Raw genomic sequence first — 19,573 nt, forward strand, 5'->3', positions numbered from 1 at the left:
TGTTGCATGATAGTGTGGTTCAAGGATTGACCCTAAATGTCGCACAACGGCAAGGGTCAAGGATTGACATCAAGCTGCTACAATGCGAATCCGGTCCAAGGGACCCGCCGACCGAGTCGGTGTCAGACCGACGAGTGTACACGAATCCTGGAGTGCTTCATTGATGAGCCTGATTGAGTCTGCGGGTCGCGCCCTGGCGCTGTCCCTGCTGATCGCGGCCCCTACGGCGCTGGCTACTCCCACGCCCGGCGACGACCAGCGTCAGGCGGCCATGGAGGTGGCCGAATCACTACGCTACGGCCACTACGCGGACGTGAGGCTGGACGACCAATGGTCCAACCGCGCCTTCCAGCGTTATCTGGACGTGCTGGACGGCCAGCGTGCCTACTTCGTGCAGGACGACGTGGATGAGTTCGCTGATCTGCGTACCGGCATGGACGAGGCAATGCTCGAAGGCTCCCTGGAGCGGGCCTACGACCTCTACGAGCGCTACCACGATCGTGCCGAGGCGCGTCTTGAGTGGATGCTCGACGAGATCGACCACCTCGACATGAGCTTCAACGGCGAAGGCCGCCTCGAACTCGACCGCGAGGACGCCGCCTGGGCCGCCTCCCAGGCGAGCCTAGACGACTTGTGGCGCAAGCGCCTGGCCAACGCCGCCCTGACGCTGTCGATCAGCGGCCAGGAAGACGACGAGGTCATCGACACCCTGCGCGAGCGCTACGAGACCCAGAAGCATCGCCTCGAGCAGACCAACGCCGAGGACGTGTTCGGGCTGATCATGGCCGCTGCCACCGGTACCGTGGACCCCCACACCGAATACCTGTCGCCGCGCCAGGGCGAGTCCTTCGACATCCAGATGCGCCTCTCGCTCGAAGGCATCGGTGCCCTGCTCCAGGCCGACGGCGAGTACGTCAAGGTCGCGAGCCTGGTGCCCGGTGGCCCGGCCGAGAAGGACGGCGCGCTCAAGCCCGCCGACCGCATCATCGGCGTCGGCCAGGAAGGCGAAGACATCGTCAACGTGGTCGGCATGCGCCTGGACGACGTGGTCGAACTGATTCGTGGGCCCAAGGGCTCCGAGGTGCGCCTCGAGGTAGTGCCCGGTGAAGCCGTGGACATGACCCGCTCCACCGTGGTCGACATCACCCGTGACACCGTCAAGCTCGAGGATCAGGCGGCCAGCAGCGAGGTCATCGAGATCCAGCGCGAAGACGGCGTGCACAAGGTCGGCGTGATCGAGGTGCCCGCCTTCTATGTCGACTTCGACGCCTGGCAGGCCGGCGAGGAAAACTACCGCTCCACCACCCGTGACGTCGCCGCAGAGGTCGAGAAGCTCAAGGCCGAAGGCGTCGAGGGCATCGTGCTGGACCTGCGCAACAACGGCGGCGGCGCGCTGCAGGAAGCCAACTCGATGATCGGCCTGTTCATCGACCGCGGCCCCACCGTGCAGGTACGTGACGCCCGTGGCCGCATCAGCCTGTACGGCGACACCGACAGCGGCACCCTCTATGACGGCCCGCTGGTGGTGCTGGTCAACCGCCTGTCCGCCTCAGCCTCGGAGATCTTCGCCGGTGCCATCCAGGACTACGGTCGCGGCCTGATCGTCGGCTCCAACACCTTCGGCAAGGGCACGGTGCAGACCCTCAACGACCTGAGCTACGGCCAGATCAAGCTGACTCGCGCCAAGTTCTACCGCATCTCTGGCGAGAGCACCCAGAACCGCGGCGTGAAGCCGGACATCATGTACCCGAGCCTGCTCGACCCCGAGATCATCGGCGAGAGTGCCCTCGACAACGCCCTGCCCTGGGACACCGTGCGCGACGTCCAGTACCGCAGCTACGGCACCCCGCGCCAGTACCTGAAGGACCTGCGCGCCCGCCACCAGCAGCGTGCCGACGAGCACCCCAACTTCCACTACCTGGAACAACGGGCTGAGCTCGCGAGCCGCCTGCGCGAGCAGCACACCAGCGTCAGCCTGAACCGCGAGCAGCGTCAGCGTGAAGCCGACGCCCAGGACGCCGAAATGCTGGCACTCGAAAACGAGCGCCGCGAAGCCCTCGGCCTCGACATCCTCGAGGAATGGGGCGACGCCCGCGAAAGCGGCGACGACGCAGACCTGGCCGACGAAGAAACCGAAGAGGAACAGCCCGTCGACCGCGCCGAAGTCGAGGAGTCAGCGGAAATCCTGCTCGACTTCGCCGAACTCGGCCCGAGCTGGCAGTACGCGGTAAAAGGCTAAGCGGCAAAGAAACGAGTAGTCGCAAGCAAAACGAAAAGCCGGGGCATCGAGCCCCGGCTTTTTTATTGACGTGGTCTGAACGCAGCCATCGCCAACCTAACGGCGAACAGCCCTTCTCTCTCTTCTCTCCCTCCAAAGCCATACCGCGACCAGGAGTTCGAGCAAGGCGAAGCCCACAAACGCCACCCCGTAGACCCATCGAACCTGACGCTGCTGCTCCTCGGTCGGAAACAACTCCAGCGAGCCATGCAAGAACCCTGCACCGCTCGACAGCATCAACAAGAGCAACAGCACCGCAACACACCAGAGTAGGGTTCTCACCTTCGTCCTGCCTTGTTCGTCAGCGATCTTGTCCACTCGAAATGAATACCCACCAAGGTCAACAGGGTATCAGCCGACGACTATAGGAAGTTCGTTCCTAGCACAATACTGATCCTTGGTACCTAGAATCAGATCGAAACCCTACTGACATCGTGGTGACAAGAGACGCTTCACCTCTGAGAGACGTCCTTGCCAAGAAGATTGATGGCGTGCTTAGCGAAAAGCTCACATTGACGGTGGACCGGCTTCTGGGGAAAAGGTCGCCCAAGCACATCCGGCGCTAGCCGCCTAGACTAGGGCGTCATTGCAGGAGCGCATCGAGTGATTTGCTGGGCAGAAGTTGCACTTTCTGCGGTTGACCTTTGCGTTCCAAGCGGGGTCGCGCCGCAGGCAATAAGGTGTTCGTACGTGCCGTCGTAGTACTTCGATGACCGCGTTGGATCCGATGAATCTCCCTCGGGGACATAGATAACCATACCCTGGCGAGCCCTCGTGAGTAGGACGCGATATGCATTGACGAGGTAACGTTGGTCGGCGCCCTTGTTAACGTTCTTCCACTTGCTGCCACTAAATCGATGCGTTTCCCAAGCGCTGGTGACATAACGGAGGTTAGCGTCCCAACACACGGTGGTCCAGTCAAGTTCAAGGCCTTGGACGTCGAATTCGGTGCCCACGTCCTCGAGCGCTTGACTTGAGCGAACGTCGTCTTCCCAGTCGAGAAACCAGTTCTTGACGCTGATTCCAGCCTTGACGTGAATGCCGTGTGGTTTCAGGCGTATGGCGTTGCTGGATGCAACGAGTCCTGCTCGATCGGTGCCGTGGGTTTGGCTGCGAAGCCACGCGCGGCATTCGGAGAGGTCTCGTGAAATGTGAATGGGGTAGTCGCGCAGATTCGCTTGTAGGTCAGTTGCCCTGTCCGCTTCCCCGTGCAGGACGGCGTCAACCCAGGCTGCAACGTGTTCAGAACGGAAGGATCGGATGGATGAGGAGAGATGCAGGCCGGGGCGTGATTCGGCACTGACGGCGCACCCGATGCGTTCGATTTCAGAGGCTTGGAGGTCGTGGCCGCTGGGGACGTAGGCCTTCCAATCGGGATAGCTATTCTTTATGGCCCGGAACCACTCGGTGATGCCGGCTTCGCCGGTGTGAATTTCTTGGCCGTTGCCGATGAGGCAGACGATTACGCACCAGCCCTTGTGGCGATCCATGGCCGAAATTAGGAACTCAGGCTCGGACTGACCCCAGTCCTTAAGGCCTCGATTCTTCTTCATAAACTGAGCCGTCTTCGGTTCATCCCAAGCACGTTGCGCCTCGTCAAAGATGGCCACACGTTCAATTGGTGCCTCGGTGGATTCCAGGGCTTCGTTGCGAAAGTGGTGCACGTTCTGAATGAAGGACGAGGCGTTGCGAAGTGCTTCCTCCTTTGTCCGACGTTCACCTCGCTGCTTGGCCCGCTCAACTTCGTCGCGAGCCAATGACTCACGCAAGACCTCAACGAGCGGCCCATTGCCAGACAGAAAAACCGCGTGCTCGCCTTCTTGTTGGTGCATACGATTAGTTGCGATGTTGAGGCCGGCAAGGGTCTTGCCACTTCCCGGGACGCCTGAGATGAAGATGATGGCCTTTTCACCGGTGTGCTTGGCGTTGTCGATGATGCTGGCCGCCGTGTCTGACGTAGTGGTTAGATTGATGGCGCCTGCGTCACTGCGACTGATGTCAGCGACATTGTGGCCCGCGTAGAGGCTAATGGCTGCCTCGATGATGGTGGGCGTGGGCTTGTAGCGCGAGTTTGCCCACTTCATGGGATCAATGACGGGCCCAGTCGCCGTGGCTGCGGCTTGAATCGCCTTTTGTAGCTGTGGACCAGCCGTGAGTCCAACCGCTCGAGTTGACCCGATCAGTGCCTCAGTTGGCATCGGCCCTTCAGCCGCCCCCGTGGCCACAAGAACCGGAATGATACGGAGCTGGTGGCTGCCTTCATGGAAGTTTTCCAAGTCCAAGGCATACCCCATGGTTTGCCGCTTGGCGGCAGCATCGTAGACCTGCGTGCCAACCTTGTACTCGACTACGAAAACAGACGAGCCGACTATGATGATGACATCTGCCCGACGGCCCATGCGGGGAATCGTGTACTCGAAGAACAAATGCCCCGTCGTGATGCCAGCTAGGGTTTTCTTCAAGTGCTTAATCTGGTCAAGCCACGAGTCCCGCTGCAAGTGATCCAACGCGAAGTCGTGCCTTGAGGCCAGGTGGCCAAGGATTGTCTCTGCAGAATAGGCCTGTAAATCCACCAGGGAGCAATCGAAGTACCACCGAGTAATGGGGAAAGCAAGCTGCGCTGGGCCTTGGGTCTGCTGCCGAACGTCTTTATTCATAAGCATCCTCATTCCCCTCTTGGTCTCAAATTCTAAGTGCTACACCTGACCAAACCGGTAAGGTGTTGACACCATGTCATATTCTGAACTCAGCACCGAAGATCGTGCCACGATCTAGGTCAGCCTCTCGCAGGACTTGAGCATCAGGAAGGTAACCGATCTGCTCGAGCGGTCCTCAGCGACGATCAGGCGAGAGATACGGCGCTATGGGTCGCCCGGTGGCCGATATCGTGCGTCACACGCGCGACAGCGCCGTCATGACCGCCGAGACAGTTGTCGACCAAAGCGCAAGCTGCTTCCAGGAAGCCCTCGGTTCGCCCTGATCCAGCACATGCTGCGTTTGCGCTTGTCTCCCGAGCAGATCAGCGGCAAGCTCAAGCACATGAATATCCCCAATCTCCGAGACGCCTACGTCTGTCGAGAAACGATCTACAGCGACATCTACGTGCTACCCGTCGGTGAACTGAGAAAGGAGTTGATCCATTGTTTGCGGCAAAGAAAATCGACCTGCAAGCCACGTCGGGGCCAGGTTGACAGGCGCAACCAGATCCCGGATATGGTCAGCATTCACCTCCGTCCTCCCGAGGTGGAAAAACGTGAATTCCCCGGGCACTAGGAAAGCGACCTGATCAAAGGCAAGGGCAACGCATCGGCTGTCGGTACCCTCGTCGAACTCAAAAGCGGCTACCTGATCCTGGCGAAGATGAACGATGCGACCGCCACCTCGGCTGTGGAAGGCTTTAGCGCTGCGCTGAATCGCATGCCGTTGGCTGCACGGAAGAGCATGACGTATGACCAGGGGCGTGAGATGACCCAGCACGCCAAGATCACTCAGAACACTGGTGTCGCCATCTACTTCTGCGATCCGCACAGCCCGTGGCAGAGAGGCGCCAACGAAAACATCAATGGGCTGATACGGCAGTACTTGCCCAAGGGGACGGATCTGTCGACCTACAGCCAGAAGGAGCTGGATGAAATAGCCCTTGAGCTGAACATGCGTCCGCGAAAGCGCTTCGACTTCAAGTGTCCCATTGAGATGATGAGCGAACTGATGGCGAAGTACCATGAGGCTGCGTCATCGATGCATTGACGGTGTTGCACTCAGAAACTGCATCCGCCAGGTCTTTAACAATACCCCAAACCCCAAATGCGATGGATGTTATTAAAGCAATCCTAGCAACCCACATAGCCTGACCATGTCGTCTTTTATCTTCAGATTTGAATTTATTGTCAACGAGCTCCTTCAAAGAAGCACTTGGCAATATAAAATTGCCTATTTTTGTATTTACAAATTTACTTAAAGATGAAGGAAGCTCGACAGTGGTTCCATTACTGTGCTGGTTACCTATCGCTATTCTATTAGAATTGGCACTACCTACGAAAGAAACGTAACCATTTTCTTCTAATTCCGTTAATAGATGAACTAAAGTTACTGTCTCTATTAGCCCATTTCTACAAACTTTTTTATCAAGCGAGTCTACTGATAGGTATGTTTTACCTGCTGTTGGGTCCGCTAAAATGCTTTTATTGCTAGTGTGACCAAAAAATTCTTCTTCAAAAAATAAATCTAGCGAAATCATACCTTCGTCTCGAAGTGTCTTTGATTTAACTAATTTACTAAGAATGGCTTTCTCTTCCTTGCTGAAGGTTCTCATTAAAACTCCTAAATACTTATAACGCCTTGCATGCCGGAAAATTAGGAGCGAAGCGAGTAATTTTTACGAGTGCAGCAACTTGTTATACGTTGCTCAAAGCTTGCGACAAACTTGTTCATATATATTAATGAACTCATCACTTCCATCCGGGCTTCTGAAAGCTTCCTCTATTTCTGCGAATGTCTGACTTTGAAAGTGCCTATCAACAATTTTTTTTCCACCTAAAGATACGGCTGATGCATGCTTTCCGCACAGCGGCTTCATCCTTGTGAATTCATCATATTCAATCTCAATTCCGGGAATTAACCTCTCTAAAGCTCGTTTGCTTATATAGTTCTCCAGAGCTCTTTTTCGTAACACCCAGAAATCATCAGTTTCGGTAAAACCTAGCTCTAGCAATTTATCTCTTGTTGGCGACGGTTCATTATGACCATCTCTGTCAGAATCTTGAATAGCATAATAAGGCTTATCAAGGTCACGAAGGATATTAAGGTTGACCCAGTGCATAACAGAATCACATCCGCCGATGGGCACAAGCACTATTTCTTGATCTTCAAAGGTCAAGGGAATTCTTTTTTCTGCTTTATACAGCTCTGCCATATAATTGAAAGCTCCCACATCATCTGGGCCCTCAACAAGAACAAGAACCCTTGCACGCTCAAATAGCTTAATAAATTGATTGTCTGGCGTAATACCAAGGTCATCAGCAATGGACTGAAGATTTTCCAAATTTTGCTCAACGCTATAATTTCCAGGCGCGCTAGTGATGTGTGAAATTGTACTTGCATCAGAAGCCCCTACTACTATAGGGGAGTGTGTAGTAACAACCACTTGGTAACCCGAATTCTCTAAGCCTAGAATTTTGTCGTGAAGCTGCTCTTGAGCCTTTGGGTGAAGAAAGGTTTCCGGCTCTTCAAACCCAAAAATCATTTTCTGATCCACCCCGGCTTTTTCTTCAGCAAGGTATTCAAAGTAGGACATCATCGTAATTCGTCTAAATCCATCTCCTCGAAAAGTTAGGGGTAGCGCAGCCTGCTCATTTACACTTTTAAATCCTGTATTCACACCTTTTGACCAATCAAAAGACACCGATGAACCTACTTGGTCTGAATCTGGCAAAACTTGATTCATTTTGGTAGATATCTCATCCAAAACGCTATCAAGCACCTCTCTAACTTTCGCTTCAACATCTCCTATCCCCGCTTCAACCATCGCTTTAGAGGCAATGCCTCTAAAGTGCCGCTGTATTGATGCCTCAGCTTCGGATAAGGCTGTGTCAGCTCGAAAGTATTCGAAGCTAGGGAGGAAAGATTTAACCTGATCGTGGATCTGTTTTGCTCTGGTGCTTCCGGTAGTTGGAAGCTTTTCCCAGATATAAGTTACCTCTTTCCCTGTTTCAAGTAACAGATCTCGAAGCTTTTCACGCTTCTCTGGGTTATTGAACTCTTCATCGTTAGCCTTTTGCGTTTCAATTCCATTAGCCCTACACCTAGCAATCAGCTGATTCTCTGTTTCTAACAGGAAATCATCGTTGCCAAAAGACTTTCTACGAATGTAGGTGACGGCTTTAATTTGCGACTTTGTTGTATCCCACTCTTTCTTTATTCGGAGTTGATTATTTTCGTCAAGTAATAATTCAGCTTCGAAAGTCGTGGGTATTGATTCATCGATTGTAATTGGAGGAAAGGGGCCATCGAACGCCAGCTCAATACAGCAGGTACCTGAGTCAGAAAATGCGTTCGCAATATCTGGAAGAGCCTCAGTGTTATTAAGAAAAAGGTCTAACCCCCTCAACAAAGTCGACTTCCCAGCATCGTTACGTCCTACAAAAATGCTTGTATCCCCGTAATCAACTTCAACGCGATTTCGTATGCCTCTATAATTTTCGTAGGCAGCTTTCCTGAGCTTCATAGGTATCCCTTTAGATATAACGCCCGCATTTGCGGCTGGTTTGGTGCGCAGCGGAAAACCAGTCCGACAACATGCACTTGTTAGGCGATTACAAAGCCTTAAATACGACTTTGAATGAGCCATGGGCTTTTTCACCTTTATAAAAATTAATATTAGTTAATCCTTTGCTAGAACAGATTCTACGTATTTCATCAATATCTTCTTGTATAGTATTAATTCCAAAATAAATTTCTCGGATCGCATTTTGATTTATTTTGTGCAGTCCTGATTCATTCTTGTATATTCTTATTTCGCTTTCATATCCCCATTGAGTCGACTTGATCTTAAGCGTATCGATGGTTGATTTATCAGGGTCAGCAAGATAATTGAGCTCTTCATAACTATCCTTATAATCAATTCTTATTGGCGTAACGAAGAAGCCTAGGTCAGCTTCCATTGCTAAGCCGAAAACTACTCCTTGGTGGTATTGAGAATAGTGTGACCACATTAAAATATCGTCGTATTTTTCTGAAAGAGATAGCACGCCTTTAGAGTAAATTGACTTCTCTTTCGCGTTTTTAACAAGCTCGACTAACTTTTCTGGTTTTCTTTTATATAACTCGATTAATTGTTCGATTCTGTCATTAGAAACATTTAATCTCTTGAAGTGCTTTCTTGCGTCATCCAAAGTTGGAGCTTGATTTTCTGAAAGCCCGCAGTCAAACGGGTCATTAAATGTGTCTGGCGTAGCAAACCAAAATGAGAAGTCATCTAATATTTTCTTTGCTTGGTCTATTGTTCTGTACTTATATAACAACTTAGGGAAATTCCCATTATCGATGCCTTTTTGTATCAGTTCTTTTTTATACTCTAAATTCACGATGTACTTCCATTTTCGCCTGACATTTTATTCATAGGCATGCTTATTTCGCTTCCGCATGAACGCACCCAAATTGCAGCCTATACCTTTGAATTTCTCAGCAATTTCTTCACGTTACGGTGGAGTAATCCGTGATAAAACGCGCCTGCTCATCTTCAAAATGCGCATGCCCAAAATCGCTCTTCAGCGATTGCAAAGCCGTTGATTGGCCGTAACTTTAAAGCGACTGAGCGCAATAGACACGCCCTCTAATGCATCACTTCGAGCATGCCTGTAAATCCTATGTCTGATTTCGAATATACGAATGTATACTGCACGCAGAGAAACGGCGAAGGCATGTTGAGGAGAGAAAGCCCTCCCCCTTCACCTATAAACTACCGACCAGGCACGCTACCGCCACGGCGGCCACACGACATGACCACCCAGCGCGACGAATGCCGCTGTGCGATCACGAGTACGGAAGGAATTGAGGGCGGGTAACCAAAAACGGCAGCACGCTGCCAGACAGGCGGCAAGGCGCCCGCATTGAACGTCAGATTAGCGTTGGCTGGTCATCCCTTGGCCATTGTCGGCTTTCCTATCCCTGCGCATGATCGTTGTTGTCGTGCTCGTAGCGGCACTGTTTATAGTTAGGCGTTGGCCATTAGCAGCAGAATAGTCAAAAGATGCGAGGAATGGGAACGAATTTACGCATTTTTTGGCTCAAGTCTTACAAACTGTTGAATTTCGGAAACTGCTTTTTGGAAGCACTTGCTCGAATAAAATTCGGGGATAGAGATTTGAAGCTGATACGACTGCCCTGCCCAGCGCGAGCAAGCAATCACTCGCATATGGCGGATGGGTGGTATAGCTTGTTCAGCTCGGCGCTAGGTAACCGCGATGCGTTTTTGATCCACCACCGAACCTTGCCGCAATTGACCGGAACGGCTCCGTGCGTCTGTGAGGCAACGTTTCGAGGTATCGCTACCAGGAAGCGTATTCACGCCCAGCGCGGCAAGCGGGCCTGGGTTGCCATACTGAGCACCAAAACGAGCCAATATACGTGAATACGTCAGAATGAGCTGCGAGGCTTCAGATGGATACCCGTATACAGTTTCGCATCGATGAAGAGACAAAGCGCCTAGCCCAGCAGATGGCAGAGAGCCAGGGGCGTACGCTCAGTGGCGCCTGCAGGGAATTGGCAGAACAACTCGCCGAGCAACAGCGCCAAGCAACGTCACACCATGACTGGTTATCGCTTCAGGTCAAGCGAGCGTTTGACGGACTCGAAGCCGGTGCAGCGACCTTTGTCGATCATGAAACCGCAAAATCCCGGATGGCAGAACGAAAGTCACGGATCCGCGCCCGTGACCTTGCCCCGGTAATCGGCGATTCCATGGGAAGAAGAGGGTCTGACAAGGCGTGAAGCCATTTTCGACTTCCTCTACCAGTTCAATCCTGTGGTCGCCGAACGGACTGATGGCCAGATTGAGGAAAGGGCAGAACTGCTGATGCTGCAACCGCTACTCGGCGTAGAGCGCCAAGGTATTCCTGGTCGCTTGCTAATCCTTCCGGAAGTATCGCTTCTGATCTCCTATCAGTTGGCAGGCTCAGATATCCGGATCATGCGGGTCCTTCACCAAAAGCAGCAATTCCCGCCCGCCGCTTGACGGCTAATCACTCTCTGACCGCAAAGGCTCGAAGCGGAAGTAGCTTCTTGGCTCGGCTGATGGACAGAGTCAGCCGGTCCCACCCCTTCGCTCGATATTCGTTTAGCGTCATTACCTCACCTGCTCTGCATCCTGCCCATCAGTGTCTCGCTATCACGCCCTTGGCTGGCCGGCGTCGCCTGCCGCACCTGGCTCACCTACTAGCCGCTCTCGGTGTCGACATCGGCGAGGGTCTGGTCCTCGGCCGCGGGGTTGGCGTACTTCATCCAGGTCTTGCCGAGGTGGTTGCGCAGTTCGTTGCCCACCTGCTTGCCGTCGCGGGCTTCCAGGGCGGCCATGATGGCTTCGTGCTCGTCCATGGCCACGGACCACTTCTCGTTTTTCAGGTTGGAAAGGTAGCGCACGCGGTAGAGCTGTCGGCTCAGGGTGGCGTGGATCTCGATCAGGGAGTTGTTGCCGGAGAGCGAGACGATGCGGTTGTGGATCGCCTGGTTAAGGCGAAAGTAGTTCTGGCGGTCGCGACGCAGGAAGGCGGCCTTCATCTCGAAGTGCAACGCCTGCAGTTCGGCGATGTCCTCGTCGCTGGCATTGGCGCAGCAGAGCTCCGCGGCTGACTGCTCCAGCACGCTCAGCACGTAGGCCTTTTCCTGCACGTCCTGGGGGCTGACGTCGGCGACCACCGCACCCCGTCGCGGGGAGATGACCACCAACCCTTCCGCTGCGAGGATCTTGAACGCCTCGCGCATAGGGGTGCGCGAGACGTCCAGTTCTTCGGCCAGCTTGCGCTCGGGCAGCCGCTGCCCGGGCTGAAAGTGATCCATCACGATATGTTCACGCAGGTAGTTGGCGACCTTCTCCACCAGTCCTTCGCGTGCGTCCACTGCCGCTTCGTCCATCGTTATTGCCGTCATGGTCTTCGATGCCTAAAGAATGGCATACCGTTTTTTGGTGGGCAAACATTTACGCGCTTTACCTCACTGTATTTATTCGTTGCTATTCAACGATATAACGCATATCTTTTGCTTTATGCGACCAAGGTCTATGCCCCAATCGTTTGACCATCAAAATGGTATACCATTACATTTCTCTGCATCTTGATCCCGCCCGATCCTTCCAGACCGAGGCCTTCAACCCGCTCAGGCAGCCCCCGGCAACGCGCCAGCGGTGGGCCAGGCCAGCACGGAGACGCTCTACGACCATGAACTATCTTCACCACTTTGATACCGCCACCACCGTCGAGGCATGCGTCGCGGGCGCTGGCGATTTCGGTCGCGGCATCCTCCGTCAGGCCCAGCAGATGCCCGGCATGAACGCGCGTATCGCGGTGGACATCAGCGCCGAGACGGCCGCCCAGGCGTTCGAGAAGGCCGGCATTCCGGCCTCGCAGATTGCGGTATGCCAAACCCAGGACGAGGCAAGCGACGCCTGGCAGGCTGGCAAGTTTGTCGCCTGCGGCGATCTCGAAGTAGTCAAGCACCTGGATTTCGACATCCTGGTGGAAAGTACTGGTATACCAAACGCCGGTGCCACCCACGCGGCCAGTGCACTCAAGGCCGGCAAGCATGTAGGCATCGCCACCAAGGAAACCGAATCGGTGGTCGGTCCCTACCTGACCCGCCTGGGCAACCGCCATGGTCGCCTGTTCACTCCGCTGGACGGTGATCAACCGAGTCTGTTGATCGGCCTGGTGACCTGGGCCCAGACGCTGGGCTTCGAGATCATCGCCGCCGGCAAGAGCAGCGAATACGACTTTGTCTGGGACGAGGCGGATCAGGCGATCTGGTGCAACGGCACCCGCTTCGACGCCCCGGACATGGCCGAGCTGTGGACGCTGCCCGAGGGCGACGAGCGCAGCGTGGTGCGCGCCCGTGGCGAGCACCTGAGCGCCATTCCGCAGATCTCCGCACCGGACCTGTGCGAGATGACCAATGTGGCCAACGCCACCGGCCTTACCCCCGACCACCCTGCCTTCCACGCCCTGGTGCTGCGTACCCATGAGGTGCCGAGCCTGCTGGATCTGGAAGGCAACGGCGGCGTGCTCTCCGGCACGGGGCGTCTGGAGGTGTTCAACTGCCTGCGCCGCCCGGACGAGCTGAGCTTCGCCGGTGGCGTCTTCGTGGTGGTGCGCTGCGAGGACGCCCACGCCTGGGAGGTACTGGACGGCAAGGGCCATATCCTGAGTCGCAGCAAGAAAAGCGCCATGGTCTACCTACCGCGCCACCTGCTGGGCCTGGAAGCGCCGATCTCGCTGCTCGACGCCGTACTCAAGGGCCTGCCCTCCGGCGGCGGCCAGGCCACCCGCCCGGCGGTTGACCTGGTCGCCCGCGCCACGCTGTCACTCAGCAAGGGGCAGGAGCTCGAGATGAAGGGCCACCATCGCCACATCGCAGGCCTTCAGCCCGAGGTGCACCCCGCTGCTGCGCTACTCGATGCCACCCCGGTGCCCTTCTATCTGCTGCCCGGCGCTGTCCTCAAGCGCGATGTGGCTGCAGGACAGTTGATCAGCGTGGCCGACGTGCAGCTGCCGGACTCCACCTTGCTCCACCTTCGCCGCGAGCAGGACGCGATGTTCTTCTCCACCGCCGAATCTTCCTCCGAACCGGCCTGACGTCATGTCGGGCCACCTGGCAACCACTGGGCATCTGCCCATGCTCAACCACAACAACCACCCCCAGGAGAACGCCATGATCACCCGAAACGCGATCATCACCGCCAGCGCCCTCGGCCTGTCGCTCGTCGTTGCGAGCCCCGCCGCGCTGTCCGCCGACGAGGCGGCCGACTTCCCCTCCAAGCCGCTGCAGTTCCTGGTCGCCGCCGGCGCCGGTGGCGGTACCGACAACTTCGCGCGCACCATCAAGCCGCTGCTTGAAGAGGCCATGGACACCCGCGTGACGGTGGTCAACCTGCCGTCCGCCTCCGGCGCCCTGGCCCACCAGCGTACCGCCAACGGCGACGCCGACGGCCACACCCTGGACTTCGCCTCCTCGACCCTGGTCACCTCGCTTGCCGCCGGCCAGAACCCCACCGGCCTCGACCAGCTCACCCCGGTGGCGCGCATGCAGTCCGACGTGATGACGCTGATCGTCGATCCGGACAAGTACGCCGACTTCGACGCCTTCATGGAGCACGCCAAGGCCAACCCGGGTCAGGTCATCATCGGCGGCACCCACGCGGCCAGCCCCGACCGCATGGCCTTCCTGTCATTCCGTGACGCCACCGGACTGGACATCAGCTTCATCCCCTACGACGAGGAAGGCAGCGTCGCCGCCAACGTCATGGGCGGCAACATCGATGGCCTGTTCGGCGAGATCAGCTCTGTGCTGAGCTACATGGAATCCGGCGAGATGATGCCGATCCTGGTGTTCGCCGAAGAGCGTCTGGAGAACTTCCCGGACATCCCCACCACCGTCGAGAACGGCTGGGACCTGACCGACGGCAACGAACGCGGCATCTTCGTCCACGCCGACACCCCGGACGCCATCGTCGAGAAGCTCGAGTCCACGCTGAAGAGCGTCTACGACTCCGAGACCTACCAGGAGTACGAAGAGCGGGTGAACCTGCACTACCGCGAGGGCTGGCTGGGTAGCGACGACTACCGCGAGAAGCTCGAGCAGAACCTGGAACTCTACACGCGGCTTCTGGAAAACACCTGATCCCGTGGACTGGCGGGCCGGGTACTACCCGGCCCCTCACCTTGCGCTGACGGGACTCGCTCCCGCTGGCCCGCCGTGAACCGAGCCTCACCATGCATACCAAGTTCACCGTCTTTGCCGTCCTGTTGCTGGTACTGGCCGCCGTCACCTTGGTGCCGACGCTTGATTTCCCGAGCTCCGAGGACGTCTCGACCTTTATCGGCCCGCGCCTGTGGCCGCTGTCGCTGTTGCTCCTGCTGATCGTGCTGTCGGCGACCCTGCTGGTCTCCACCCGCATGAGCCAGGCCAAGGAGCGTGCCAGCGACGCCGAGGCCAAGGCCGCGATGGAGAAAACCCCGGCGACCGAACCCGGCCAACAGGCTGACGCCGGCCAGGACAGCGCCACCGACAACGCCGCCGACAGCACCACCGAAGCTGCCGGCGTTGCTCTTGACCCTGGGTTTCTTGCCGCCAACCGCCACTGGTGGCTGATGGGCACCACCGTTGCCTACACCCTGCTGATGCCGGCCATCGGTTTTTTGCTGGCCACCGTGATCTTCACCCTGGCCTGCACCTTGTTGCTTGGCGCGCGCCACTGGGCGGCCCTGCTTGCCACCGTGGTCATCGCCGTTGCGCTGATCCAGGGCGTGTTCTCCACCCTGCTGGGCATCCCCTTGCCATGACACCCAGCCGGTACGATTTTCCACCAGTATTTCGCGGGAGCTGACGATGCTGGAGAGTTTTCTCAGTGGGCTAGGCGTGGTCTTCCAGCCCATGAACCTGTTGATCCTGACTTCGGCCGTGTTCATCGGCTTTATCGGTGGCGCGCTGCCGGGCATCAGCGGCGTGATCCTGGTGGTCATCCTGCTGCCGGTCACCTACGGCATGGAGCCCACCCAGGCGTTCATGCTGCTGACCGCCATCTACGGCTCCACCGTCTTCTCGGGGCTGATCACCGCCATCCTCTATCGCGCCCCGGGCACGCCGGAAGCGGTGATGACGGCCTTCGACGGCTACCCCATGACCCAGCAGGGCGAGGCCGGCAAGGCGCTGGGCATCGGCGTGCTGAGCTCGGCGGTGGGCGGGCTGGTCGGCACCATCGCGCTGATCATCTTCACCCCGATGCTGGCCTCGGTGGCGCTGAAGTTCTCCTCCCCCGAGTACTTTGCACTCGCCATCCTCGGCCTGACCGTGGTGGCCTCCCTCGGTGGCCGGCTGATCCTCGGCTTGATCGGTGCCACCCTGGGCCTGTTGATCGCCACCATCGGCATCGACCCGCTCACCGGCACCAGCCGCTATACCTTTGACAACCTCAACCTGGCCGAGGGGGTCGGGCTGATTCCGGTCATCGTCGGGCTGTTCGCGGTATCCGAGGTGATGAAGCGTTCCTTGAGCCGTGACGCCGAACAGCCGCTGACCAAGGTCAAGATCAAGATCTTCGACGCCCCCATCCTGAAGAAGATCGGCGTCACCCTGTCACGCTCATCCATCCTCGGCGTCATCATCGGCATCCTGCCGGGCATCGGCGCCAGCACCGCCGCCATGGTCAGCTACAGCGAGACCGTGCGCTGGTCCAAGCACCCGGAGAAGTTCGGCAAGGGCGCACCGGAAGGTATCGCTGCACCGGAAGCCGCCAACAACGCCGCCGCCATGGGCGCCCTGGTGCCGCTGTTCGCGCTCGGTATTCCGGGAAGCGGTACCACCGCGATCATCCTCGGCGCCTTCATCATGCATGGTCTGCAGCCGGGGCCGATGTTCATGCTGACCTCGAGCGACCTGATCTACGCGGTGTTCGCTGGGCTGTTCGTGGTGAACTTCATGATCCTGGCGTTCTCCAAGCCATTCATCAAACTGTTCACCCGACTGCTCAACGTGCCCTACTCGGCGCTGGGCCCGATCATCCTGATGTGCTGCATCGTCGGTACCTACTCGGTGCGCAACTCGATGTTCGACGTCTGGCTGATGCTTGGCTTCGGGGTGCTCGGCTTCCTGCTGGAGAAGATTAAGTTCCCGCTGGTCTCGATCATTCTTGGCCTGGTGCTCGGCCCCATTGCCGAGAGCGAGCTTCGTCGCTCGCTGGCCATGTCACAGGGTGACCTCGGCATCTTCTTCTCGCGCCCGATCAGCGCAAGCTTGATCGCCATCGCCGTGCTGCTTCTGGGCACCACCATCGTCATTGCTCTGCGCAAGCGGGCGAGGACCCGGGCCGCTGCGATGGGCTAAGGTGATAAAGCCACACACTGGCGAATCTCCAGCCCCCCTCGCAGAAACGACATCGCCCTCGCTGCCGATCAGGCAACGAGGGCGATTTTTTTGCTGAGTCATACGCGGGTGCCAACAACGCTATCTGAGTCGCGCGGCCTGACGGCCAGAAGCCCATCCTGTCCTAAGCTTATCCAACAGGAGGTGGCCGATGACTACAGTAACCGTCGAGAATGCTCGCGCTGAGCTTGAAGCCTTGATCGACAAGGCATTGGAAAGCCACGAACCTATTATCATCACCGGTAGAAGAGGTGACGCCGTCTTGCTGGCGGAAGATGACTGGCGCGCCATCCTGGAAAGCCTCCACCTGGCTTCCCTACCTGCCATGGGCGAATCGATCAGGGAAGGGCTGGAAACCGATCTCGGCCAGTGCGAGCGAGAACTAAAATGGTGACTTGGCAGACAGGCTAGAGAGAACGCTTCGCCCCGAGTGCAAACTTTCTGCGACACCGCTTTTTACACTCAGGCATCGCAGGCCTCAGCAAGAATGCGGCAGAAAAACGCAAAGCATGAAGCAAATCCTGGGACGGAAATCCCGGATAATTTCAATAAAGAAAAGAGACGGCAGGAAAGGGAAAACACCAAAAATCAGCACTGGCTCCCCGAACAGGACTCGAACCTGTGACCCAATGATTAACAGTCATTTGCTCTACCAACTGAGCTATCGGGGAACAACGATGTGCAGTACTTCAAGCTTGGCGACAATGTCAGCAATGCTGCAAGGCAAGATGGCTCCCCGAACAGGACTCGAACCTGTGACCCAATGATTAACAGTCATTTGCTCTACCAACTGAGCTATCGGGGAATTACCTTGAATTGTCGGTGCGTGACGCGGGATCAACCGTTGCGGTTGGCTCCCCGAGCAGGACTCGAACCTGCGACCCAATGATTAACAGTCATTTGCTCTACCAACTGAGCTATCGGGGAATCGCCTCAAGCACGGGGCGTAGTATACGGATCGCTCCGAGATCGTCAAGCCCGGTTGCGCTTTTGTTGACCCAAGGACTGGCTTAACCCGCTGATCCGCCTCGTAACCTCGGTTCGGGGAGGCTCTGGCTGCCGTCACGGTGCACTGCACGTCCTGAAGCCCTGCCCTGAAGCCCTGCCCTGAACGTTGGCCCCTCGCCCACCGGGCAGGTGCGGGCGGGTCACAAACGCTGAAAGGCCGTGCCAGACGATGGCCGACGGGAGGCAAAAAACCCGCCGCATACGAAAGCACCCGCTGACCGAGGTCAGCGGGTGCTTTCTAGATCCTGGTGGCTACGCCCTGACTCGAACAGGGGACCCCATCATTATGAGTGATGTGCTCTAACCAACTGAGCTACGTAGCCTTTTGGGTCGTCATACGGCAAAAGCGCCGTGTCGACGGGGGAGAATTATGCACACCGTTCATGAACTTGGCAAGCCCGCCTGCGAAATTTTCGACGGCGGGCTTGCCTGCTCTCCCCCGGCCGGGAACGCTCTGGGCTTGTTAGACAGTCAGCTCAGGCTTGTTCAGCGCCCCAGCGCTGGCTTATTCGACACCCAGCTCTGGCTTATTCCACACCCAGCTTTGCCTTATTCAACACCCAGCTCCGCCTTGACCACCTCGATGGCAGGCTCGCCATCGGCGGTCTCCACGCCTTCGAGCCAGGAGGCGAGCAGCTCCGGGTTGGCCTTGAGGTAGTCGCGGGCGGCCTCGTCCGGAGCGGTGCCGTCATCCATGATGGTGCCCATCAGCTGGTTTTCCATCTCCAGGGTGAAGCTCAGGTTGTTGAGCAGCGCACCGACGTTGGGGCAGGCGTCGGTGTAGCCGGCACGGGTGTTGGTGTAGACGGTGGCGCCGCCCAGGTCGGGGCCGAAGTAGTCGTCGGCGCCTTCCAGGTAAGCCATATCGAAGTTGGTGTTCATGGGATGCGGCTCCCAGCCGAGGAACACCATCCAGGTCTCGTCGGGGACGCGGGCACGCAGCTCCGCCAGCATGCCGGCCTCGCTCGAGTCGATCAGCGACCAGTCGCCGAGCCCAAAGGCGTCATCGTCGATCATCTGCTGGATCAGCTCGTTGCCGTCATTTCCGGCCTCGATGCCGTGGAGTTCGTTATTGAACTTGTCGGCGTGCTCGTCGAGATCCGCCACCGAGGTGACACCGGCGTCGTAGACGTACTGCGGCACCGCCAGGGTGTACTTGGCCCCTTCCAGGTTGGCCCCCAGGCGGTCGACATCGCCCTGCTCGACGTAGGGGTCGCTGATGGACGCCATGGACGGCATCCAGTTGCCGAGAAAGACGTCGAAGTCGTCGTTCTTCATGCCCGAGTAGGCGATCGGCACCGAAACGGTGTCGATACGCGTCTCGTAGCCCATGGCCTTCAGCACTTCGGTGGTCAAGGCGGTGGTGGCGGTGATGTCGGTCCAGCCGACTTCGGCGAAACGCACCGGCTGGCAGCTGTCATCGGCGGCCATCGCCTGGGGGGCGGCAAGGCCGGCGATGGCAGCCGCCAGCACGGACAGAGCGGGAATCGTCGGGGTCGTCATGATGCACTCCTTTTAAGGTTATCGGTTGCAGTATGGTGGCCTGTTCACGACTGTGCCGTTGAATCGACCAGATTTTGATTGAACGTCCAATCAATAAAAGGCATACTCTCTACATCCTAACCTCGGGGGTGCCTCGAGGAGCAAGTCACTAGATTCAAC

Annotated in this window: 14 protein-coding genes, 4 tRNA genes and 1 pseudogene; 9 read left to right on the forward strand and 10 right to left on the reverse strand. The window is 57.1% G+C overall.

From position 1 onward, the window contains the following. The first annotated feature begins 163 nt into the window (after positions 1 to 163). Complete coding sequence (locus NKF27_RS13100) at positions 164 to 2,239, forward strand: carboxy terminal-processing peptidase (protein WP_222569694.1); 2,076 nt, start codon at positions 164 to 166, stop codon at positions 2,237 to 2,239. Positions 2,240 to 2,853: 614 nt separating this feature from the next. Here the strand turns inward: NKF27_RS13100 and NKF27_RS13105 are convergent. Next, positions 2,854 to 4,935, reverse strand: coding sequence for a DUF2075 domain-containing protein (locus tag NKF27_RS13105; protein WP_253552216.1), 2,082 nt, complete (start codon positions 4,933 to 4,935; stop codon positions 2,854 to 2,856). A 73-nt stretch (positions 4,936 to 5,008) separates the two neighbouring features. Here NKF27_RS13105 and NKF27_RS13110 point away from each other — a divergent pair. Further along, positions 5,009 to 6,025 (forward strand): annotated as a pseudogene (locus tag NKF27_RS13110) (IS30 family transposase). Here the strand turns inward: NKF27_RS13110 and NKF27_RS13115 are convergent. The 3 genes from NKF27_RS13115 to NKF27_RS13125 all read right to left on the reverse strand — a co-directional run bounded on the left by NKF27_RS13115 (position 5,955) and on the right by NKF27_RS13125 (position 9,360). Continuing rightward, on the reverse strand, positions 5,955 to 6,590 hold the full coding sequence (locus NKF27_RS13115; RefSeq protein ID WP_253552218.1) for a hypothetical protein: 636 nt from the start codon (positions 6,588 to 6,590) through the stop codon (positions 5,955 to 5,957). The pseudogene NKF27_RS13110 and the gene NKF27_RS13115 overlap by 71 nt on opposite strands. Positions 6,591 to 6,683: 93 nt before the next feature. Further along, the gene (locus NKF27_RS13120) at positions 6,684 to 8,624 is read right to left on the reverse strand and encodes an ATP-dependent endonuclease (protein WP_253552220.1); all 1,941 of its coding nucleotides are present in this window, start codon (positions 8,622 to 8,624) and stop codon (positions 6,684 to 6,686) included. Next, entirely contained in the window at positions 8,590 to 9,360 is a 771-nt protein-coding gene (locus tag NKF27_RS13125) for a DUF2971 domain-containing protein (protein ID WP_253552222.1), read from the reverse strand. The genes NKF27_RS13120 and NKF27_RS13125 overlap by 35 nt, the downstream gene beginning before the upstream one ends. Positions 9,361 to 10,435: 1,075 nt before the next feature. On the opposite strand from NKF27_RS13125, the gene NKF27_RS13130 reads away from it, so the two are divergent. Continuing rightward, complete coding sequence (locus NKF27_RS13130; protein WP_253552224.1) at positions 10,436 to 10,765, forward strand: damage-inducible protein J; 330 nt, start codon at positions 10,436 to 10,438, stop codon at positions 10,763 to 10,765. 34 nt (positions 10,766 to 10,799) lie between these two features. Next, a complete protein-coding gene (locus NKF27_RS13135) occupies positions 10,800 to 11,009 on the forward strand; it encodes a type II toxin-antitoxin system RelE/ParE family toxin (protein ID WP_253552226.1) in 210 nt (69 codons plus the stop codon). A 200-nt stretch (positions 11,010 to 11,209) separates the two neighbouring features. Here NKF27_RS13135 and NKF27_RS13140 read toward each other — a convergent pair whose 3' ends face one another. Next, a complete protein-coding gene (locus tag NKF27_RS13140; protein ID WP_253552228.1) occupies positions 11,210 to 11,890 on the reverse strand; it encodes a GntR family transcriptional regulator in 681 nt (226 codons plus the stop codon). Between the two features lie 317 nt (positions 11,891 to 12,207). Here NKF27_RS13140 and NKF27_RS13145 point away from each other — a divergent pair, with 317 nt between their 5' ends. The 5 genes from NKF27_RS13145 to NKF27_RS13165 all read left to right on the forward strand — a co-directional run bounded on the left by NKF27_RS13145 (position 12,208) and on the right by NKF27_RS13165 (position 17,297). Continuing rightward, positions 12,208 to 13,617, forward strand: coding sequence for an NAD(P)H-dependent oxidoreductase (locus NKF27_RS13145; RefSeq protein ID WP_253552229.1), 1,410 nt, complete (start codon positions 12,208 to 12,210; stop codon positions 13,615 to 13,617). A gap of 76 nt (positions 13,618 to 13,693) precedes the next feature. Continuing rightward, positions 13,694 to 14,662 (forward strand): tripartite tricarboxylate transporter substrate binding protein, encoded by a 969-nt coding sequence (locus tag NKF27_RS13150; protein WP_045994607.1) that lies wholly within the window; start codon positions 13,694 to 13,696, stop codon positions 14,660 to 14,662. Positions 14,663 to 14,754: 92 nt separating this feature from the next. After that, positions 14,755 to 15,324, forward strand: coding sequence for a tripartite tricarboxylate transporter TctB family protein (locus NKF27_RS13155; protein WP_253552231.1), 570 nt, complete (start codon positions 14,755 to 14,757; stop codon positions 15,322 to 15,324). 46 nt (positions 15,325 to 15,370) lie between these two features. After that, entirely contained in the window at positions 15,371 to 16,864 is a 1,494-nt protein-coding gene (locus NKF27_RS13160) for a tripartite tricarboxylate transporter permease (protein WP_253552233.1), read from the forward strand. Between the two features lie 190 nt (positions 16,865 to 17,054). Then, on the forward strand, positions 17,055 to 17,297 hold the full coding sequence (locus NKF27_RS13165; protein ID WP_253552235.1) for a type II toxin-antitoxin system Phd/YefM family antitoxin: 243 nt from the start codon (positions 17,055 to 17,057) through the stop codon (positions 17,295 to 17,297). 201 nt (positions 17,298 to 17,498) lie between these two features. Here the strand turns inward: NKF27_RS13165 and NKF27_RS13170 are convergent. The 5 genes from NKF27_RS13170 to NKF27_RS13190 form a co-directional block, all read right to left on the reverse strand. Beyond that, positions 17,499 to 17,574: transfer RNA gene (locus NKF27_RS13170), tRNA-Asn, on the reverse strand. Positions 17,575 to 17,632: 58 nt separating this feature from the next. Further along, a tRNA-Asn gene (locus tag NKF27_RS13175) sits at positions 17,633 to 17,708 on the reverse strand. A 46-nt stretch (positions 17,709 to 17,754) separates the two neighbouring features. Further along, positions 17,755 to 17,830 (reverse strand) — tRNA-Asn (locus NKF27_RS13180). Positions 17,831 to 18,157: 327 nt separating this feature from the next. After that, positions 18,158 to 18,234: transfer RNA gene (locus tag NKF27_RS13185), tRNA-Met, on the reverse strand. 226 nt (positions 18,235 to 18,460) lie between these two features. Beyond that, the gene (locus NKF27_RS13190; RefSeq protein ID WP_253556478.1) at positions 18,461 to 19,342 is read right to left on the reverse strand and encodes a choline ABC transporter substrate-binding protein; all 882 of its coding nucleotides are present in this window, start codon (positions 19,340 to 19,342) and stop codon (positions 18,461 to 18,463) included. Positions 19,343 to 19,573 lie beyond the last annotated feature (231 nt).

The sequence above is a fragment of the Halomonas sp. DN3 genome (assembly GCF_024137905.1).
Classification (GTDB): domain Bacteria; phylum Pseudomonadota; class Gammaproteobacteria; order Pseudomonadales; family Halomonadaceae; genus Halomonas; species Halomonas litopenaei.